The sequence below is a fragment of the Jiulongibacter sp. NS-SX5 genome (assembly GCF_052828545.1).
Genome location: NZ_CM128248.1, coordinates 3,071,848 through 3,088,707, shown reverse-complemented (window position 1 = coordinate 3,088,707; position 16,860 = coordinate 3,071,848). Strand labels below are relative to the sequence as shown.

Annotated in this window: 12 protein-coding genes, 2 tRNA genes and 3 rRNA genes; 4 read left to right on the top strand and 13 right to left on the bottom strand. The window is 41.7% G+C overall.

The window, feature by feature from the left end:
• The 7 genes from ACUXV0_RS13690 to ACUXV0_RS13660 are packed head-to-tail and all read right to left on the bottom strand — an operon-like array spanning position 1 to position 4,864.
• Positions 1 to 402: a hypothetical protein gene (locus ACUXV0_RS13690; protein WP_446190124.1), complete on the bottom strand. Its 402-nt coding sequence runs from the start codon at positions 400 to 402 to the stop codon at positions 1 to 3.
• Positions 399 to 1,625, bottom strand: a complete 1,227-nt coding sequence (locus tag ACUXV0_RS13685; protein WP_446190123.1) for a sulfite oxidase — start codon at positions 1,623 to 1,625, stop codon at positions 399 to 401. Before ACUXV0_RS13685 ends, ACUXV0_RS13690 begins: the two co-directional genes overlap by 4 nt.
• 23 nt (positions 1,626 to 1,648) lie before the next feature.
• Positions 1,649 to 3,097 (bottom strand): alpha-amylase family glycosyl hydrolase, encoded by a 1,449-nt coding sequence (locus ACUXV0_RS13680; protein ID WP_446190122.1) that lies wholly within the window; start codon positions 3,095 to 3,097, stop codon positions 1,649 to 1,651.
• An 18-nt stretch (positions 3,098 to 3,115) separates the two neighbouring features.
• Positions 3,116 to 3,328 (bottom strand): hypothetical protein, encoded by a 213-nt coding sequence (locus ACUXV0_RS13675; protein ID WP_446190121.1) that lies wholly within the window; start codon positions 3,326 to 3,328, stop codon positions 3,116 to 3,118.
• A 1-nt stretch (position 3,329) separates the two neighbouring features.
• Positions 3,330 to 3,707: a rhodanese-like domain-containing protein gene (locus ACUXV0_RS13670; RefSeq protein WP_446190120.1), complete on the bottom strand. Its 378-nt coding sequence runs from the start codon at positions 3,705 to 3,707 to the stop codon at positions 3,330 to 3,332.
• Positions 3,708 to 3,710: 3 nt separating this feature from the next.
• Entirely contained in the window at positions 3,711 to 3,974 is a 264-nt protein-coding gene (locus tag ACUXV0_RS13665; protein ID WP_446190119.1) for a hypothetical protein, read from the bottom strand.
• A 59-nt stretch (positions 3,975 to 4,033) separates the two neighbouring features.
• The gene (locus ACUXV0_RS13660) at positions 4,034 to 4,864 is read right to left on the bottom strand and encodes a hypothetical protein (protein WP_446190118.1); all 831 of its coding nucleotides are present in this window, start codon (positions 4,862 to 4,864) and stop codon (positions 4,034 to 4,036) included.
• A 63-nt stretch (positions 4,865 to 4,927) separates the two neighbouring features.
• On the opposite strand from ACUXV0_RS13660, the gene ACUXV0_RS13655 reads away from it, so the two are divergent.
• Both ACUXV0_RS13655 and ACUXV0_RS13650 read left to right on the top strand, forming a co-directional pair.
• Positions 4,928 to 6,160, top strand: a complete 1,233-nt coding sequence (locus ACUXV0_RS13655; protein ID WP_446190117.1) for a M16 family metallopeptidase — start codon at positions 4,928 to 4,930, stop codon at positions 6,158 to 6,160.
• A gap of 107 nt (positions 6,161 to 6,267) precedes the next feature.
• Positions 6,268 to 7,182, top strand: a complete 915-nt coding sequence (locus ACUXV0_RS13650) for a ThuA domain-containing protein (RefSeq protein ID WP_446190116.1) — start codon at positions 6,268 to 6,270, stop codon at positions 7,180 to 7,182.
• Here ACUXV0_RS13650 and ACUXV0_RS13645 read toward each other — a convergent pair.
• The 6 genes from ACUXV0_RS13645 to ACUXV0_RS13620 all read right to left on the bottom strand — a co-directional run bounded on the left by ACUXV0_RS13645 (position 7,179) and on the right by ACUXV0_RS13620 (position 13,588).
• Positions 7,179 to 7,976, bottom strand: coding sequence for an SOS response-associated peptidase (locus ACUXV0_RS13645; protein WP_446190115.1), 798 nt, complete (start codon positions 7,974 to 7,976; stop codon positions 7,179 to 7,181). The two genes, ACUXV0_RS13650 and ACUXV0_RS13645, sit on opposite strands and share 4 nt — an antisense overlap.
• A gap of 474 nt (positions 7,977 to 8,450) precedes the next feature.
• Positions 8,451 to 8,562: ribosomal RNA gene (gene rrf, locus ACUXV0_RS13640) — 5S ribosomal RNA — on the bottom strand.
• A gap of 148 nt (positions 8,563 to 8,710) precedes the next feature.
• Positions 8,711 to 11,530 (bottom strand): 23S ribosomal RNA (locus ACUXV0_RS13635).
• Positions 11,531 to 11,714: 184 nt separating this feature from the next.
• Positions 11,715 to 11,788 (bottom strand) — tRNA-Ala (locus ACUXV0_RS13630).
• A 58-nt stretch (positions 11,789 to 11,846) separates the two neighbouring features.
• Positions 11,847 to 11,920, bottom strand: a tRNA-Ile gene (locus tag ACUXV0_RS13625).
• A 148-nt stretch (positions 11,921 to 12,068) separates the two neighbouring features.
• Positions 12,069 to 13,588, bottom strand: a 16S ribosomal RNA gene (locus tag ACUXV0_RS13620).
• Together the 16S, 23S and 5S rRNA genes with 2 tRNA genes alongside form the textbook arrangement of a ribosomal RNA operon.
• A 454-nt stretch (positions 13,589 to 14,042) precedes the next feature.
• Between ACUXV0_RS13620 and ACUXV0_RS13615 the strand changes: the two genes are divergently transcribed.
• Together ACUXV0_RS13615 and atpA are read left to right on the top strand one after the other, a co-directional pair.
• Positions 14,043 to 15,044, top strand: coding sequence for an NAD-dependent epimerase/dehydratase family protein (locus ACUXV0_RS13615; protein WP_446190114.1), 1,002 nt, complete (start codon positions 14,043 to 14,045; stop codon positions 15,042 to 15,044).
• 190 nt (positions 15,045 to 15,234) lie between these two features.
• Positions 15,235 to 16,812: a F0F1 ATP synthase subunit alpha gene (gene atpA, locus ACUXV0_RS13610; RefSeq protein ID WP_446190113.1), complete on the top strand. Its 1,578-nt coding sequence runs from the start codon at positions 15,235 to 15,237 to the stop codon at positions 16,810 to 16,812.
• Positions 16,813 to 16,860: the final 48 nt, after the last annotated feature.

Genomic DNA, 16,860 nt, shown 5'->3' with positions numbered 1-16,860 from the left:
TTACTGATCCAGACTATACCACTCAATATTTTCAAGGTTTTTTCTTCTTGAGGCTTTAGATTCCGGAGAGTAATGCTTCTCTAAGTAGTCTAGGATTACTTTTTCGTTTTCTCCCAAGTCCCAGAGGTTTTGCGTCTCTTGCATCCATCTGATCTTATCCTTCCAGCCATCACGTGTAAACCTGTTCATGGTAATCAATTTGGCAGAATGACAACCCGTACAATTGGCCTCAACCATCATTAAGTTTGGATCTGCCATTAATCCACTAGCAGATTGAACATTTGTAGTCTCAGAAGTACTATTGAGCTCCTCAGAAGCACCTTTTGAGCGTTTCGTTGTGGTACAATGAGCCAGAGTCAATAAGATGAATCCGGAAACGAGTAACGAGAATTTCAATTTCATGACTCCAATACTTTGATGGCTATTCTATGGCATGAATTATTGAGGTAACCTTTGGGGTTCCAACCTGGAATAACCATAGGTTGTGATTTACCATTCACATCAGTGGCTTTGGCCCATACCTCATAATAACCGGGTTTTGGAAAAGTAACTTCACCAGACCAGTGCTGCCAGGCAAGTCGATTAGCTGGTTTATCTAGCTTAACTCTTTGCCAGGTGGCACCAAAATCAATTGATAACTCCATAGCAGCAACTTCTAAATCTCCGGCCCAGGCATGACCATTAACATTCAATGAATTCCCCTTTGAAATCATAGCCCCGGATTTCGGAAAGGTAATCAAGGACTTGACTGGCATAGATTCTATAATCTCAAAATCACTTTCAGGTACTTTGGTTCCAGGCTCTACCGGGGTTTTGGGTACGCGGTAGCTTGTACCCGTCATTTTGGCTCCGTCATGAACTATATTTCTGATAACTATCTTCTCTAACCATTTTCCGGAACATGAGGCCGGCCAGCCTCCAAATACTAAACGTAAGGGATAGCCATTCATACGAGGAATCTCCTCACCGTTTAAGGACCAGGCAATTAAACTTTCATCTTCCATGGCCTTGGCTATTGGCACTCCCCTAGAAATCGGGTCCTTATCAGGATCACCAGACACGTGTTCATCTTTGCCATAATAACCGATATAAATGGCGTCAGACTTGACCCCAACATCATTTAAAACATCCTTCAGTCGCACACCTGTCCACTGACCACAGCTTACCGCCCCTTCTGTCCATTGATTGCCAGAGGCAGGTGGGTAATAACCTGCTCTACCATTACCACCACACTCCAAAGTCAGTTGATATGTATGATGCTCAAACTTCTCTTTAAGTTCTTTTAAGGTATATGTTTTACTTTGCTTCGCAGATTCCCCTTCTATTGTTAATGTCCAGCTTTTCGGGTTTACATTTTCAGGTAGAAGACCGTTATTACGGATAAACATTTTGTCCCCAGGTGTAATCAAGTCATTTAGCAAATGAGGGGGCGTTTCTACATTCCACGGCCTATCATTCAAGATGACCAAGTCTGGATGTTTACCGGGTAAGATTTCCTCAGTATTTTGAAAAACTACAGGCTTTAGACCTTTGGGTAAATGTTTAGCAAAAACAATTTCAGTTCCCAATGCCGCAGCCATTGCACTAAGTGCAGATTTCTTCAGAAAACCTCTTCTATTCCACATTCTAAATTTCGTTTAGATCAATGTTAACGAGCTTTTACAAAAACAACGAACGAGAATCTACCAAGGCGAACTCTCTCTCGACTTATATTTATTTCTCCATCCCGAAAAATCACATTCCTATATCCATCTGGCAGACCTACCAATCTCACTTCATTTGAAATATTCTGTAAAATCAAAAAGGTATGCCCCTCCCCTTTACGAATAAATGCAATCAGTTTATCATCTTCAATATTCGCCCTTTGCAAATTACTTCCTTCAGGAGTACTAAGCCCGGGATATGTCTTTCGAAAACGAATAAGCTTTTGATAATGTGACTCTAAAATATCCCTTTTTGACTTTATAGCTTCTCTGTCCTTGTTGTATTTTGACCTAAGCCAATGGGTTTCAGAGGCTGTATCCCAAGGCATGGGTTCTCTAATATATTCGTCAGGTTTCTTCCCAAGCATACCCCATTCTTCACCATAATATATAAAGGGTAATCCAGGCATTGTAAAGAGTAAATTTGCCGCAGCTTTTAATTTTTCAATATCACCATCTAGCGTACTCCCAATTCTTTCCTGATCATGATTTGAAAGCAAGGTACAGTCTACAAATCGTTTATTGACCTGAACATATTTTTGATGCGTAGCAATTAACTTTTCAATTAGACCAACCGAATCTCTTTCAAATTTTAAGATCTCTTTCAAGTCATAGCTCAAGTCAATATTAAAATTGCCCTGCAAAGAAGAGAAATAAGGAGCCACAACTTCGGGAGAATCCCAAACTTCTCCTATCAGTAACAAGTCAGACTTGACTTTAATCAAAGCTTCCTTAAAATGCTCCCAAAAAGCAAAAGTCTTCTCTTGAGGCTCCCAGAAGGGAAAGATATGTTTGGCAGCATCTAACCTAAATCCATCAACCCCAAACTCAAGCCAATACGACGCTATGGCAATCAACTCCTCTTTTAACTTTCCAGAATTAAGATTAAGATCGGGCATCTCCTTCCAGAACATTCCGTAGTATTTTCCCGGAGACTTATAATATGGAGAGTGCCATGGATATTCTACACCACTATCATCTGTGGCTCTTCTTTTTCCTATACCTTTCTGTTTTATTTCATGTGGTGTAAGCCAATAAAAATAATCTCTTTTTGAAGATTTTGGGTCCAATGCTTCTTTAAACCAAGGATGGGTAGAGCTTACATGGTTGATCACCAAATCAAGAATAACCCGAATTCCCAAAGTATGTGCCTTATCGAGTAGTTCCTTTAAATCTTTCTTATTGCCATACCTCTTACTGATGGTATAATAATCCTTGACGTCATATTTATGATAAGAAGGGGAGTAAAAAATAGGGGTTAACCATATTCCTTCAACGCCCAGGTCTGCCAAGTAATCAAGTTTAGCAGTAATACCATTTAAGTCCCCAATTCCGTCACCATTAGAATCGGCAAATGACCTGACAAATATCTGATAGAACACTTTGGGAATCATGCTCCCAAAGTAACCCTATTATTTCTTTTTAGAAGATTGAAGAAGCGTAATTATCAACCAAACCCATGGGGTTCCATGCATCAGTAGATCAAACCAATCCATGATTTGCATCCCTTCGGCTCCGCCGGCTACCCACTTTAACTTGCCCCAAAGATGAGGTTCTGGAGTAAAAGGAGCTAAACCCAGCGTAAGACTAGCGAGCAAAGGCACCAACCATTTCTTGTTTTCCATCTTAGAGACCTTTTTCTGCCAACTGTTGATAACCTGCCCCTTTTAGGTTATAAACTCTAAATCCAGCTTTCTTTAAAATTGCTGCTGCTCTGGCACTCCTCCCTCCTACTGCACAGTACACAAAGACAGGTTTAGATTTATCCAACTCCTCAATTTTTTGGGCGAATGAAGAATTACTGTAATCAATCAATGCTGAATTTTGAAGTTTACCGGCAGACCATTCTCCGGGAGTTCTTACATCCAGAAGTTGGGCATCTTTTGTTGATTTGTAAGTCGTAACAAAATCATCGATTTCCAGGTTAGAAATCTGTGAGTTCGCTTCCTGAGAACAGGAAAAGAAGATTAGTCCCAGAATAAAAACAAGAGATAAGTTTTTCATTTGTTATTTCGTATTTAATACTTCGTCATATTCTACATCCATGACCTCCTTCTCAATTACGGAATCCTTCTGACCTACGGATTCATGAACCGTACACGCCGCACATCCTATGTTGGCAACGGCCTGATATAGAAAAAAGGCTCCAAAAGGAGTAAAGAACCAATGACCCTCACCGATACTAGTTACCAGAATATACGAGCCCATAATGATTCTTAATATCCTCATCAAATCCCATGGCTGTCGTAAGGTCTGCATTAGTTCGTTCATGAAACAATGTTAAGATTTAAAATTGATGAGAAATTGAACATTTGTCACAGAGGTTAATTTTAATGATACGCTATGAGTCCTGGGATCGGATCTTTCATCACCAAAATTTCATTATCCATATATTGACTTACAACTCTTTGTAAACTGTTCTTAAAATAGTAAGCCACTGAACCTACAAAACCTATATTCTGATCTGCTTCTATGGAATATTTAAGCAGATTAGACTCAACAAATATTCTGAAACGTTTTTCCACCAGTTTTCTTAATATTTCCTCTTCTTCACGCTCTTTTAGAAAAGGTACAAATGACGCAAACCAGGCATTAGGCCTTTCTTTTTTTATCTGTTCAAAAACGAAATGACGGTCGAAAGCTCCATACTTCTTCTCAAAGGCTGATATACACGGTCCCAGATCATTTCTCAAGTACTTTTTGATCAATTCTTTACCTAAATCGGCACCGCTTCCCTCATCACCTAGCCAGAAACCTAAAGAGGGCTGTTGTTCTAAAATTTCTCCGTCCTTCATTCTCGCCGTGGCAGCACCGGTACCTAAAATACAAGTTACTCCTTCCTGATCTTTGAAAAGAGCCCTGTATGCCCCTACAAGGTCAGTCTGAAGGTTTATTTTTTCTCTTTGAATCTGAAAAGTCTCACTCATCACCTTCAGCATTGGGTCTGCCACAACGTTGGAAGTGATACCCGTACCATAGAAGTGAATCTGATTTAAAGATGCTATCTGAAAATGCTGTGCAACTTTACTCAGCTCTTTGACTAATTGAGTTTCACTCACAAAATGAGGGTTCAGACCTATACCTGTATAGTCTATACGCTGACTATCATTCACATATACCCATTTCGTTTTGGTGGAGCCACTATCAGCCAACAGCATCATTCCTATCTTCAGTATTATTTGACTGCAATATTCCGTATTTTTGCGGACTCTTTTGAGCAGAATATGACTGAATATCAAGTTTATACCTTAAAAAATGGCATAAGACTCGCCCATAGGCAAGTCTCATTTACCAAAATCGTCCATTGTGGGATCATGCTTGATATCGGAAGCCGAGATGAGCTGGCAAACGAAATAGGCCTCGCCCATTTTTGGGAACACATGGCGTTTAAAGGGACTCAGAAAAGGAAATCATTTCATATCATCAATAGGCTGGAATCTGTTGGTGGAGAATTAAATGCTTATACCACGAAAGAGAAAATCTGTTTCTACGCCTCGGTATTAGATGCTCATTTTGAGAAAGCCATTGACGTTCTTAGTGATATTACCTTTAACTCTACATTCCCTGAAAAACAGCTTGAGAAAGAGCGAGGTGTCATTTTGGAGGAGATGTCTATGTATGAAGACAGTCCTGAAGATGCTATACAAGACGAGTTCGACGAAGTTATGTTTCCCTCTCACCCTTTGGGTAATAATATTCTGGGAACAAGAGAAAGCGTGGGAAACTTTAAAAGAGGCGACCTTGATCGATTTGTCAATGAAAATATTGATACTGAGAAAGTAGTCATCTCTGTCGTCGGAAATATCACTTTCAAAAAAGCAATTAGGTTGGCTGAGAAGTATCTTTCAAAAGTAGAATCTCAAAAACACTCGAAAAAAAGAGAAAAGCCAGCTAAACATCAACCTAAATTCATCGAGGTTCAAAAACCGATCAATCAGGCTCATGTAGCTATAGGTATCCCGGCATTTTCTTTACATCATGAAGACAGAATAAAGTATTACACCCTTATCCATCTTTTGGGTGGGCCAGGTATGAATAGCCGATTAAACGTAGCACTACGTGAAAAAAATGGGTTGGTTTATGGCATAGACGCAAATTATACGGCATTCACAGATATCGGCTATACATCTATCTTTTATGCTACTGACAAAAAGAATCTAAAAAGAGCAAATAACCTGATACAAAAGGAAATTCAATTGCTAAAAAATAAACCTCTAGGTGCTCTGCAATTAAAAAGTTTGAAGGATCAATTGATGGGTCAATTGGCAATGTCAGATGAAAGCAATCAAGGGTTTATGTTACTAATGGCAAAAAGCCTTTTAGACCTAAATAGAATTGACACACTTGAAGACGTTTTCTCTGAATTAGAAGCTATTCAATCTTCTGATCTTCAAGAAATGGCTAATCAAACCTTAAACTGGGAAGAGTTCAGTTCTCTAACGTATTTGCCAAATTAGGTCAAAATACTACCAAAGTTTGAAGAACCCATTTTCAAGAGATTCCTTACATTTAGGTTGTTAAAATCAACCATTTCTGAGCATTTGGCTCAATAACTCTATTGAAAATGAAAAATCTATTATTACTTGTCCTGGTTCTATTCACTTATTCTGCCTCAGCACAAAGCTTCGATGAAGTCAAAATTACCAAGAATTGGAAAAGCAAAATTGAAGATATTGCTCCGGCCAAGGCCCGAATAAAAGCACCCAAAAGAAAACTTCTGGTATTTTCTCAGCATACTGGCTTCTACCACTGGACCATCCCTCATAATGATGAAATGCTCAAAATTCTTGCTCAAAAAACAGGAGCTTTTGATGTTTTCATCGGTCATGATATCGAAAGTTTTTCAGCGTCTAATTTGAAAAAGTATGATGCTGTTGTTTTCAATAATTGTAATCCAGCAGGGCCGGACAGAGACCTGTTTACCCAGTTAATCAAGAACAATTCAAGTCTTTCAGAGGACGAGGTAAAAGCCTTAGCTAACGAATATGAAAAAGGCTTTATGAATTATATCAAATCTGGGGGCGGTTTAATGATAATGCACGGAGCACTTACAGTTCAAAATAATTCTGAAGAGTTTAGTAAGCTTACTGGCGGGAGTTTTGATTATCACCCAAAACAACAGGAAATACATTTAATAGAAGTAGATAAAGCACACCCAATGGTACAAGCATTTAATGGTAATGGCTTTACCCACGTGGATGAACCTTATTTCTTTAAGAATGCATACTGGGACTATAATTTTAGACCACTGCTATACGCAGAAGTAGATAAAATTGAAGGTCAGCGTAAAGAGTTTAACAGTGATATTGTTTATCTGGCCTGGATCAAGAAATACGGTAAAGGAAGAGTATTTTATTCATCACCTTCTCATAATGCTCAAAGTTTTGAACAGCCTGAGCTGCTTCAATTTTTTCTTGATGGGATTCAGTATGTCACCGGCGATTTAAAGTGTGACGATAGTCCTATAGGAAAACCTTAAAACAGACTGAATTGATCACCATCTTGGACCTGACCTATAGAAGCTAAACCAAGTGGCAATTCTTTATAAGTAAAAGGCTCTACCGCATTTTCATTATTTAAAGAAATTCTACCATCACGGAGTTTTCTAACGGTGTAAGCTTTAAGAAGGTGATCATCATAAGGTGCAAAAATCTTATTTCTCAAAACTTCATCATTCTCTAAATCACCATGAAGCCAGTTCTCGTAATTTTCTTTTTTAAGAATTACTGGCATTCTTGCTTCGCTTAGTTTAGGATTGTTATGAATTTTGGTCATCATATTATTGGCCTTAGTTGTGACAATACTCACTGTCTTTAAAGATCCTTCTTCTAGCTGTGTTTCGGCATAAATGCCTGCTAACATTAATGGACTTTCGTCTTCGTGACTAATATAAAATGGAATTGTTTTACCCTTCATATGATGGTGCTCAAAGAAACCATCAATCATCACCAGACATCTTTTATTCTTGGCTGCATCACGAAATGATGGTTTTTCGAACAGTGTTTCACATTTAGCGTTTAAGGTACCCACCTTTAATTGATCGGCCTTATCTTTTGTTTGTACCCACTCCGGTATTAAACCCCAATCCAGAAATAGAAGAGAAAATGGATCTTCAGATGTATAAGCCGGCAAGGACTCAAACTCATAACCATTCAGATGATAATAAACCGGCTCAGTGTCTTTAATCTTCTTTCTAAGGTCTTTTAACGTCTCCTTCACTTCCTCCTCGTTAAGACCTCGTAAACGAGCGTAACGCTCAAGTTTTTCTAACAAAACGGAAACATCATAACACATAGAGTATCAAAATAACATTTATCGAAGTTAATATATAAAGTTTCGATCTAACCATTTCCTTAAGCCCTAAGATCTCGATTAATAATTCATACCAAGACTAGCACTTCTTCAAGGCTTTGTAAAAAAATGGTGGGGGGACGCCTAGTCCAACTAGCTACTCTCCTGTATACAGCTGTCCTAGAATCATCCTTCTATTTATAGCAATACAGGCTATTACTGTTGTTTGCTTAAGCACCAATTCCTAACCCACAGGCCTAAACGCAAAAAAGCCCCGTATTTCTACGAGGCTTTGTCATAAAATGGTGGTGGGACGCCTAGTCAATCTAGATAATCTGCCGTAATCATCTATCCTTGAACGAAGTTTTATTTGCTTAACAAACCCTTATAGTCTATCCAAACCCAAGGTTCTAAACGCAAAAAAGCCTCGTATTTCTACGAGGCTTTATAATAAAATTGTGGCATCTACCTACTCTCCCGGGTTTGATCCAAGTACCATCGGCGGTGCGGGGCTTAACTACTCTGTTCGGAATGGGAAGAGGTGAACACCCGCCCTATTAACACCAACAAGGTCTTAATTTGGCTATCGGCTTTCAGCGTTGTGCTTTCGGCCAGTACCAATAAATATCTTGACATTAATGTGTCTTCTGATCCCTGAGCTTGTCGAAGGGAAGGCACATTGTGATGAAGAAAAACTTTGAAGTGAAATTAAAAATATGAAGAGCTTTCGGTTCATTAGTACTACTCGGCTGCATACATTACTGCACTTTCACCTGTAGCCTATCTACGTCATCATCTATAACGTTCCTCTATGGAAGTCTCATCTTGAGGTGGGTTTCACACTTAGATGCTTTCAGCGTTTATCCCGTCCATACGTAGCTACTCTGCCGTGCCCTTGGCAAGACAACAGATACACCAGCGGTATGTCCAATTCGGTCCTCTCGTACTAAAATCAGAGCCTCTCAAACTTCCTACGCCCACCACAGATAGGGACCGAACTGTCTCACGACGTTCTGAACCCAGCTCGCGTGCCACTTTAATGGGCGAACAGCCCAACCCTTGGGACCTTCTCCAGCCCCAGGATGTGACGAGCCGACATCGAGGTGCCAAACCTCCCCGTCGATATGAGCTCTTGGGGGAGATCAGCCTGTTATCCCCGGAGTACCTTTTATCCTTTGAGCGATGGCCCTTCCATACAGAACCACCGGATCACTATATCCGTCTTTCGACCCTGATCGACTTGTAGGTCTCTCAGTCAAGCTCCCTTTTGCTATTGCACTCAACGCACGGTTACCAAGCGTGCTGAGGGAACCTTTGAAAGCCTCCGTTACACTTTTGGAGGCGACCACCCCAGTCAAACTACCCACCAAGCAATGTCCCCCTTCGAGGGGTTAGGAACCAGATAATTAAAGGGTGGTATTTCAACAACGACTAACCGACGCCTGGCGACGCCGGATCACAGTCTCCCACCTATCCTACACATCAAGTACCCAGTCCCAATGCTAAGCTATAGTAAAGGTTCACGGGGTCTTTCCGTCCCGTGGCGGGTAACCTGCATCTTCACCGTCACTACAATTTCGCCGAGCTCATGGCTGAGACAGTGCCCAGATCGTTACACCATTCGTGCAGGTCGGAACTTACCCGACAAGGAATTTCGCTACCTTAGGACCGTTATAGTTACGGCCGCCGTTTACTGGGGCTTCGATTCAGACCTTCGCTTACGCTAAGCCCCCCTCTTAACCTTCCAGCACCGGGCAGGTGTCAGGCCATATACGTCGACATTAATCTTCGCATAGCCATGTGTTTTTGCTAAACAGTCGCCTGGGCCATTTCTCTGCGGCCATCATTGCTGATGGCTCCCCTTATCCCGAAGTTACAGGGTTAATTTGCCTAATTCCTTAGCCATGAATCACTCGAGCACCTTAGGCTTCTCGCCTCGACTACCTGTGTCGGTTTACGGTACGGTCTGTATTCATCTGAAGCTTAACGGCTTTTCTTGGAACCTTCTCCCCTCGCTCGCTTTAGCCTAAGCCGCCGCTCAACGCACTATTCCGTCAGTACGTGCAAAGCTTGAAAATCCGTCCCCGTGTCGCAATAAATACAGGTCAATGAATATTAACATTGTTCCCATCGGCCTCTGCTCTCGCATTATCCTTAGGATCCGACTAACCCTCCGTTGATTAGCATAGCGGAGGAAACCTTAGTCTTTCGGTGTGAATGTTTCTCACATTCATTATCGCTACTTATTCCTACATTTGCTTTTCTCATCGCTCCAACATTAGTTACCTAACACCTTCACTGCCATGAGAATGCTCCCCTACCACTGTAGTAAACTACAATTCTAAGCTTCGGTACTATACTTTATGCCCGTTTATTATCGATGCCCGCCCCGCTCGACCAGTGAGCTGTTACGCACTCTTTAAATGATTGCTGCTTCCAAGCAAACATCCTGGCTGTCTCTGCAGTCAGACTTCCTTTGTTCAACTTAGTATAGATTTAGAGACCTTAGCTGTAGATCTGGGTTCTTTCCCTCTTGGACTCGGACCTTAGCACCCGAGCCCTCACTGCCAGGTATATCTTATCGCATTCGGAGTTCATCTGAATTTGGTAGGATGTGACTCCCCCGCATCCAATTGGTAGCTCTACCTCGATAAGACTAAACCCTGACGCTGTTCCTAAAAACATTTCGGGGAGTACGAGCTATTTCCTAGTTTGATTAGCCTTTCACCCCTACCCACAGTTCATCCGAAAACTTTTCAACGTTTACCGGTTCGGTCCTCCAATTGGTCTTACCCAACCTTCAACCTGACCATGGGTAGATCACTAGGTTTCGCGTCTATAGCACCCGACTTAACGCTCTGTTAAAACTCGCTTTCGCTTCGGCTTCGTACCTTAAGTACTTAACCTGGCCGGATACCATAACTCGTAGGATCATTATGCAAAAGGCACGCCGTCACCACATAAAGTGGCTCCGACCGCTTGTAAGCGTACGGTTTCAGGTTCTATTTCACCCGGGTATTCCCCGTGCTTTTCACCTTTCCCTCACGGTACTAGTTCTCTATCGGTGTCTCAGGAGTATTTAGCCTTGGCTGATGGTGCAGCCGAATTCAGAGGGGGTTTCACCGGCCCCCACCTACTCAGGATACTGCTCGTCATGTCTCTGTTTACCTTTACGCGGCTCTCACGCTCTATGGCTGACTTTCCCAAGTCATTCAAGTTTAAAGACAATCCTAAATGCAGTCCTATAACCCCACTAATGCCGTAACATCAATGGTTTGGGCTTCTCCGCGTTCGCTCGCCACTACTTGCGGAATCACTGTTGTTTTCTTCTCCTAAAGGTACTTAGATGTTTCAGTTCCCTTCGTTCGCCTCTATACTTAGTATAGATTCTCATCCTTCAGATGAGAGGGTTGCCCCATTCGGAAATCAACGGATCAATACATATGTGCTGTTCCCCGTTGCTTATCGCAGCTTATCACGTCCTTCTTCGCCTCTGAGACCCTAGGCATCCGCCGTACGCCCTTACGTAGCTCTTCTTAATAATTCTCTCTTCTCAGTCTTTCTTACATCATGTCAATGAACTCTTATTCTCAGCTTATACCTACAGCCTTTCGGCATTCAGTAACAATCGTCCTTTACTACGATCACCAAGATTTGACAACAATAACTACTTTACGTTATCGTCATTTTTACCAGAGAAACTCTTTTCTCTAATAGTTGTGGAGGATATCGGAGTCGAACCGATGACCCCCTGCGTGCAAGGCAGGTGCTCTAGCCAGCTGAGCTAATCCCCCTTCTAAGTCGGCAGTTTCCAAGTCTCAATTCGCAATATTCTCTCTTGCGTTATGAAAGTGGGCCTGCCTGGACTCGAACCAGGGACCTTTACATTATCAGTGTAACGCTCTAACCACCTGAGCTACAGGCCCGGTCTTGCCTCTTAAAATGTCGACTCATTGAATATATAGACGGTACCTCTTGATACATCTCTGTATCTATTGATAATTGACATGAAATCAATCATCGTCGTAAGAACTTTCTCTCTTTTTCTTCTGATCTAAATCAGAATATCTCTAAAAAGGAGGTGTTCCAGCCACACCTTCCGGTACGGCTACCTTGTTACGACTTAGCCCCAGTTACTGGTTCTACCCTAACGAAGTCTTTAATCTTCCGCTTCAGGTCTACCCAACTTCCATGGCTTGACGGGCGGTGTGTACAAGGTCCGGGAACGTATTCACCGCATCATGGCTGATATGCGATTACTAGCGATTCCAGCTTCATAGGGTCGAGTTGCAGACCCCAATCCGAACTGTGACAAACTTTTTGTGATTGGCTTACTATTACTAGCTCGCTACACTCTGTATCTGCCATTGTAGCACGTGTGTCGCCCTAGGCGTAAGGGCCATGATGACCTGACGTCGTCCCCTCCTTCCTCTCTACTTGCGTAGGCAGTCTAGTCTGAGTCCCCATCCGAAATGCTGGCAACAGACTATAGGGGTTGCGTTCGTTGCGGGACTTAACCCAACACCTCACGGCACGAACTGACGACGGCCATGCAGCACCTTGTTTCGCGTCATTGCTGACTGATCTATCTCTAGAACATTCGCTCACATTCTAGCCTAGGTAAGGTTCCTCGCGTATCATCGAATTAAACCACATGCTCCACCGCTTGTGCGGACCCCCGTCAATTCCTTTGAGTTTCACCGTTGCCGGCGTACTCCCCAGGTGGATTACTTATCGGTTTCCCTTGGTCACTGACTGTGTATCGCCAACAACTAGTAATCATCGTTTACGGCGTGGACTACCAGGGTATCTAATCCTGTTCGCTCCCCACGCTTTCGTGCATCAGCGTCAGTTTATCTGCAGCAAGCTGCCTTCGCAATAGGTGTTCCTTCTGGTATCTATGCATTTCACCGCTACACCAGAAATTCCGCCTGCCTTCTGATAACTCAAGCTCTTCAGTATCGATGGCATGTAAAACAGTTGAGCTGCTACCTTTAACCACCGACTTAAAAAGCCGCCTACGCACCCTTTAAACCCAATAAATCCGGATAACGCTCGCCACCTACGTATTACCGCGGCTGCTGGCACGTAGTTAGCCGTGGCTTATTCCTATGGTACCGTCAATGTGCTTCGCAAAGCCCTTTTCTTCCCATATAAAAGCAGTTTACAACCCAGAGGGCCGTCTTCCTGCACGCGGCATGGCTGGATCAGGCTCTCGCCCATTGTCCAATATTCCCTACTGCTGCCTCCCGTAGGAGTCTGGTCCGTATCTCAGTACCAGTGTGGGGGTTACTCCTCTCAGAGCCCCTAAAGATCGTCGCCTTGGTGAGCCATTACCTCACCAACTAGCTAATCTTACGCATGCCCATCTCTATCCAATAAATCTTTTAATAAAACCAGATGCCTGATCTTATATTATGCGGTATTAATCCAAATTTCTCTGGGCTATCCCCCTGATAAAGGTAGGTTGCATACGCGTTACGCACCCGTTCGCCGGTCTCAAAGTATTGCAAGCAATTCTTCTACCCCTCGACTTGCATGTATTAAGCCTGCCGCTAGCGTTCATCCTGAGCCAGGATCAAACTCTCCATAGTAAATAACTATATCAAAAAGTCCTTGACTCGAGGTCCGTCTATATATCAATAAGTCTATGAACTTTATCCCCAAACTTTCAACGTTTAAGGCTCGTGCTTTTCAGCGTTTCTCGCTTCGTTTTTTGCGAAACGGATTGCAAAGGTACAACCAGTTTTTCTAACTTTCAAAAACATTTTTGAATTATTTTTTCAGAAATTTTTTGAGTCGTTTTTTGAAGCAATTTTGAGAACTAAACCCGCCCTTCGTCCGAAACGGGAGTGCAAATGTAGAGTAAGTTTTTTGAATTACAACAACCCATTCTGAAAATAATTTATAGAAATTCAACAACTACTATAATATCAGTCAGTTAGGCTAGAATTATTTTTTTACTAAAAGTTTGCAAGCTTATTTCACCCCTGAATTTTAGCTTTACAGCCACAATTATCTAAGTGGATAAACCACAATATTCTTCTTATGAATATACTTCTTACCGGAGCTACAGGTCTTCTGGGAAACGAAATCAGAAGACAATTGACAAAAAGAGATGATACCAGAACCTTTTTGCTTTTAAGAAATGAAACCGAACTATTGCCGAATGAGCAATGCTTTTATGGAGATATCCTAGATTACCCTTCTCTGTTAGAATCTTTCGAAGGCATTGATCTGGTTATTCATGCTGCAGCAAAAGTTAGTTTTTCACCAAAAGAAAAGGAAGAGCTTTTTAATGTCAACGTTAATGGCACTACAAACGTGGTAAACGCCTGCCTGGAGAAAAAAGTAAAACGACTTGTATATATAAGTTCGGTGGCAGCGGTAGGAAAACCAACCATATCGGGAGACAGCAAGAGTTCACATGATCTTATCAATGTGAATGAAAATCACAAGTGGGAAGAAAACCCAAACAACTCAGCTTATGGCAAATCTAAGTATTTGGCAGAACAAGAAGTATGGAGAGGACAAGCCGAGGGCTTACAAACATTAACATTCAATCCATCTATAATATTAGGCGAAGGAGACTGGACAAAAAGTAGCACACAACTATTCAGATATGTTTATAAGGAAAACACCTTCTTTACCGATGGCTTTATCAACTATATAGACGTACAAGATTTATCTCGATTGATCGTGAAGGCCATAGATTCTAACAAAGCAGCAGAACGCTATATAGTGAGTGCAGGCACCACTACTTATAAAGAGTTCTTTCAAAATATTGCCACTGCTTTTGACAAAAAAGCACCGAGAATAAAGCTTGGAATTTGGCCCATTGAAATTTTATGGCGAATTGAAGCCATAAGAGCATTCTTCTTTGGAGCCACTCCTCTAATTACCAAAGAAACCTCCATCTCGGCACAGGGCAGGTACTCATTTATGAACAACAAAGTCAAACAGGAATTCGGAATAGAATTTACACCTTTAAAGGACAGCATTGAGAGGGTTTGTCAATATCTTAAAAAGGTAGATTCTGTGAACAATTAAAAGAGATATAAAGGCAACCACTCATGTTCTAGAAAAAGTGCAAGAATTAGAGTCCTTTTTTTACTTTTATATGGGAATTATCAAATTTTCTTAGTTATTTCGCAGCCTGAAAAGCCAGCTTTAGAGCTTAAAAAATGCTTTACAAGCAGCTAATCATCAATTTTTTAGAAAAAACAACATTCAAATAGACATGGCATCAGTAAGACCAGATGAAGTTTCGGCCATTTTAAGAGAACAATTAGCCGGAGCTAAAACCGAAGCAGAACTGGAAGAAGTAGGAACCGTCCTCCAGATAGGTGATGGTGTAGCTCGTATTTACGGCTTATCTAAAGTTCAGGCCGGGGAATTACTTGCATTCGAAAATGGATTGAAGGCTTTGGCCCTAAACCTTGAAGAAGATAATGTAGGTGCTGTATTATTAGGAGAGGCCAACGATATCAAAGAAGGAGCCACTGTTAAAAGAACAGGTGAGATTGCTTCTGTAAAAGTTGGTGAAGGTATCGTAGGTAGAGTAGTTAACACTTTGGCTGAGCCAATTGATGGTAACGGTCCTATTCAAGGTGAAACTTACGAAATGCCAATGGAGCGTAAAGCACCAGGGGTTATCTACAGAGAGCCTGTAACTGAGCCTTTACAAACAGGTATTAAAGCCGTAGATGCCATGATTCCTATCGGTCGTGGACAAAGAGAGCTTGTAATTGGTGACAGACAGACTGGTAAAACTGCCGTTTGTATTGATACTATTATCAATCAGAAAGAATTTTACGATAAAGGTGAGCCTGTATATTGTATTTATGTAGCATGTGGTCAGAAAGCATCTACAGTGAAAGCAGTAGAGCAGACATTAAGAAGATACGGAGCTATGGACTACACAACAATTGTAGCCGCAAATGCTTCTGATCCTTCTCCAATGCAGTTCTTTGCTCCATTTACAGGTGCTGCTATAGGTGAGTACTTCAGAGATACGGGTAGACCAGCTTTAGTTATCTATGATGATTTATCTAAGCAAGCTGTAGCTTACCGTGAGGTTTCTCTTCTTCTAAGAAGACCTCCGGGACGTGAAGCATACCCAGGTGATGTATTCTACCTTCACTCAAGATTACTAGAAAGAGCTGCCAAAGTAAACTCTTCAGATGAGATTGCTTCTCAAATGAATGACCTTCCGCCTTCATTGAAGGGGAAAGTGAAAGGTGGTGGATCTCTAACTGCACTTCCGATCATTGAGACCCAGGCGGGTGACGTTTCAGCATATATCCCTACCAACGTAATTTCAATTACAGATGGTCAGATCTTCTTGGAGTCTAACCTATTCAACGCCGGTATCAGACCAGCAATTAACGTTGGTATCTCAGTATCACGTGTGGGTGGTAACGCTCAGGTGAAATCAATGAAGAAAGTATCTGGTACACTTAAACTAGATCAGGCACAATTCCGTGAGCTGGAAGCTTTCGCGAAATTCGGTTCTGACCTAGATGCTGCTACCAAACTTGTTATTGAAAGAGGTAGAAGAAACCAGGAGATATTAAAGCAAGGTCAATTCCAGCCTTCTCCTGTAGGAGAGCAGGTGGCTATCATTTATGGTTCGATCAACGGAATCATGGATAAAGTACCTGTAGAAAAAGTGAAGGAATACGAAGCTGAGTTCATTTCTTTGATGAAAGCTAGCAAACCTGAATATCTGGATCTACTAGCATCAGGTAAGTTAGATGCAGATGCCACAGCGTGGATTATCAAGGAAGGTAAGAATCTAGCTGAGAAATACGCTTAATAAATTTCTAATTGCTCACAGAGCAATCTTTAATTTAGACCAACAAAA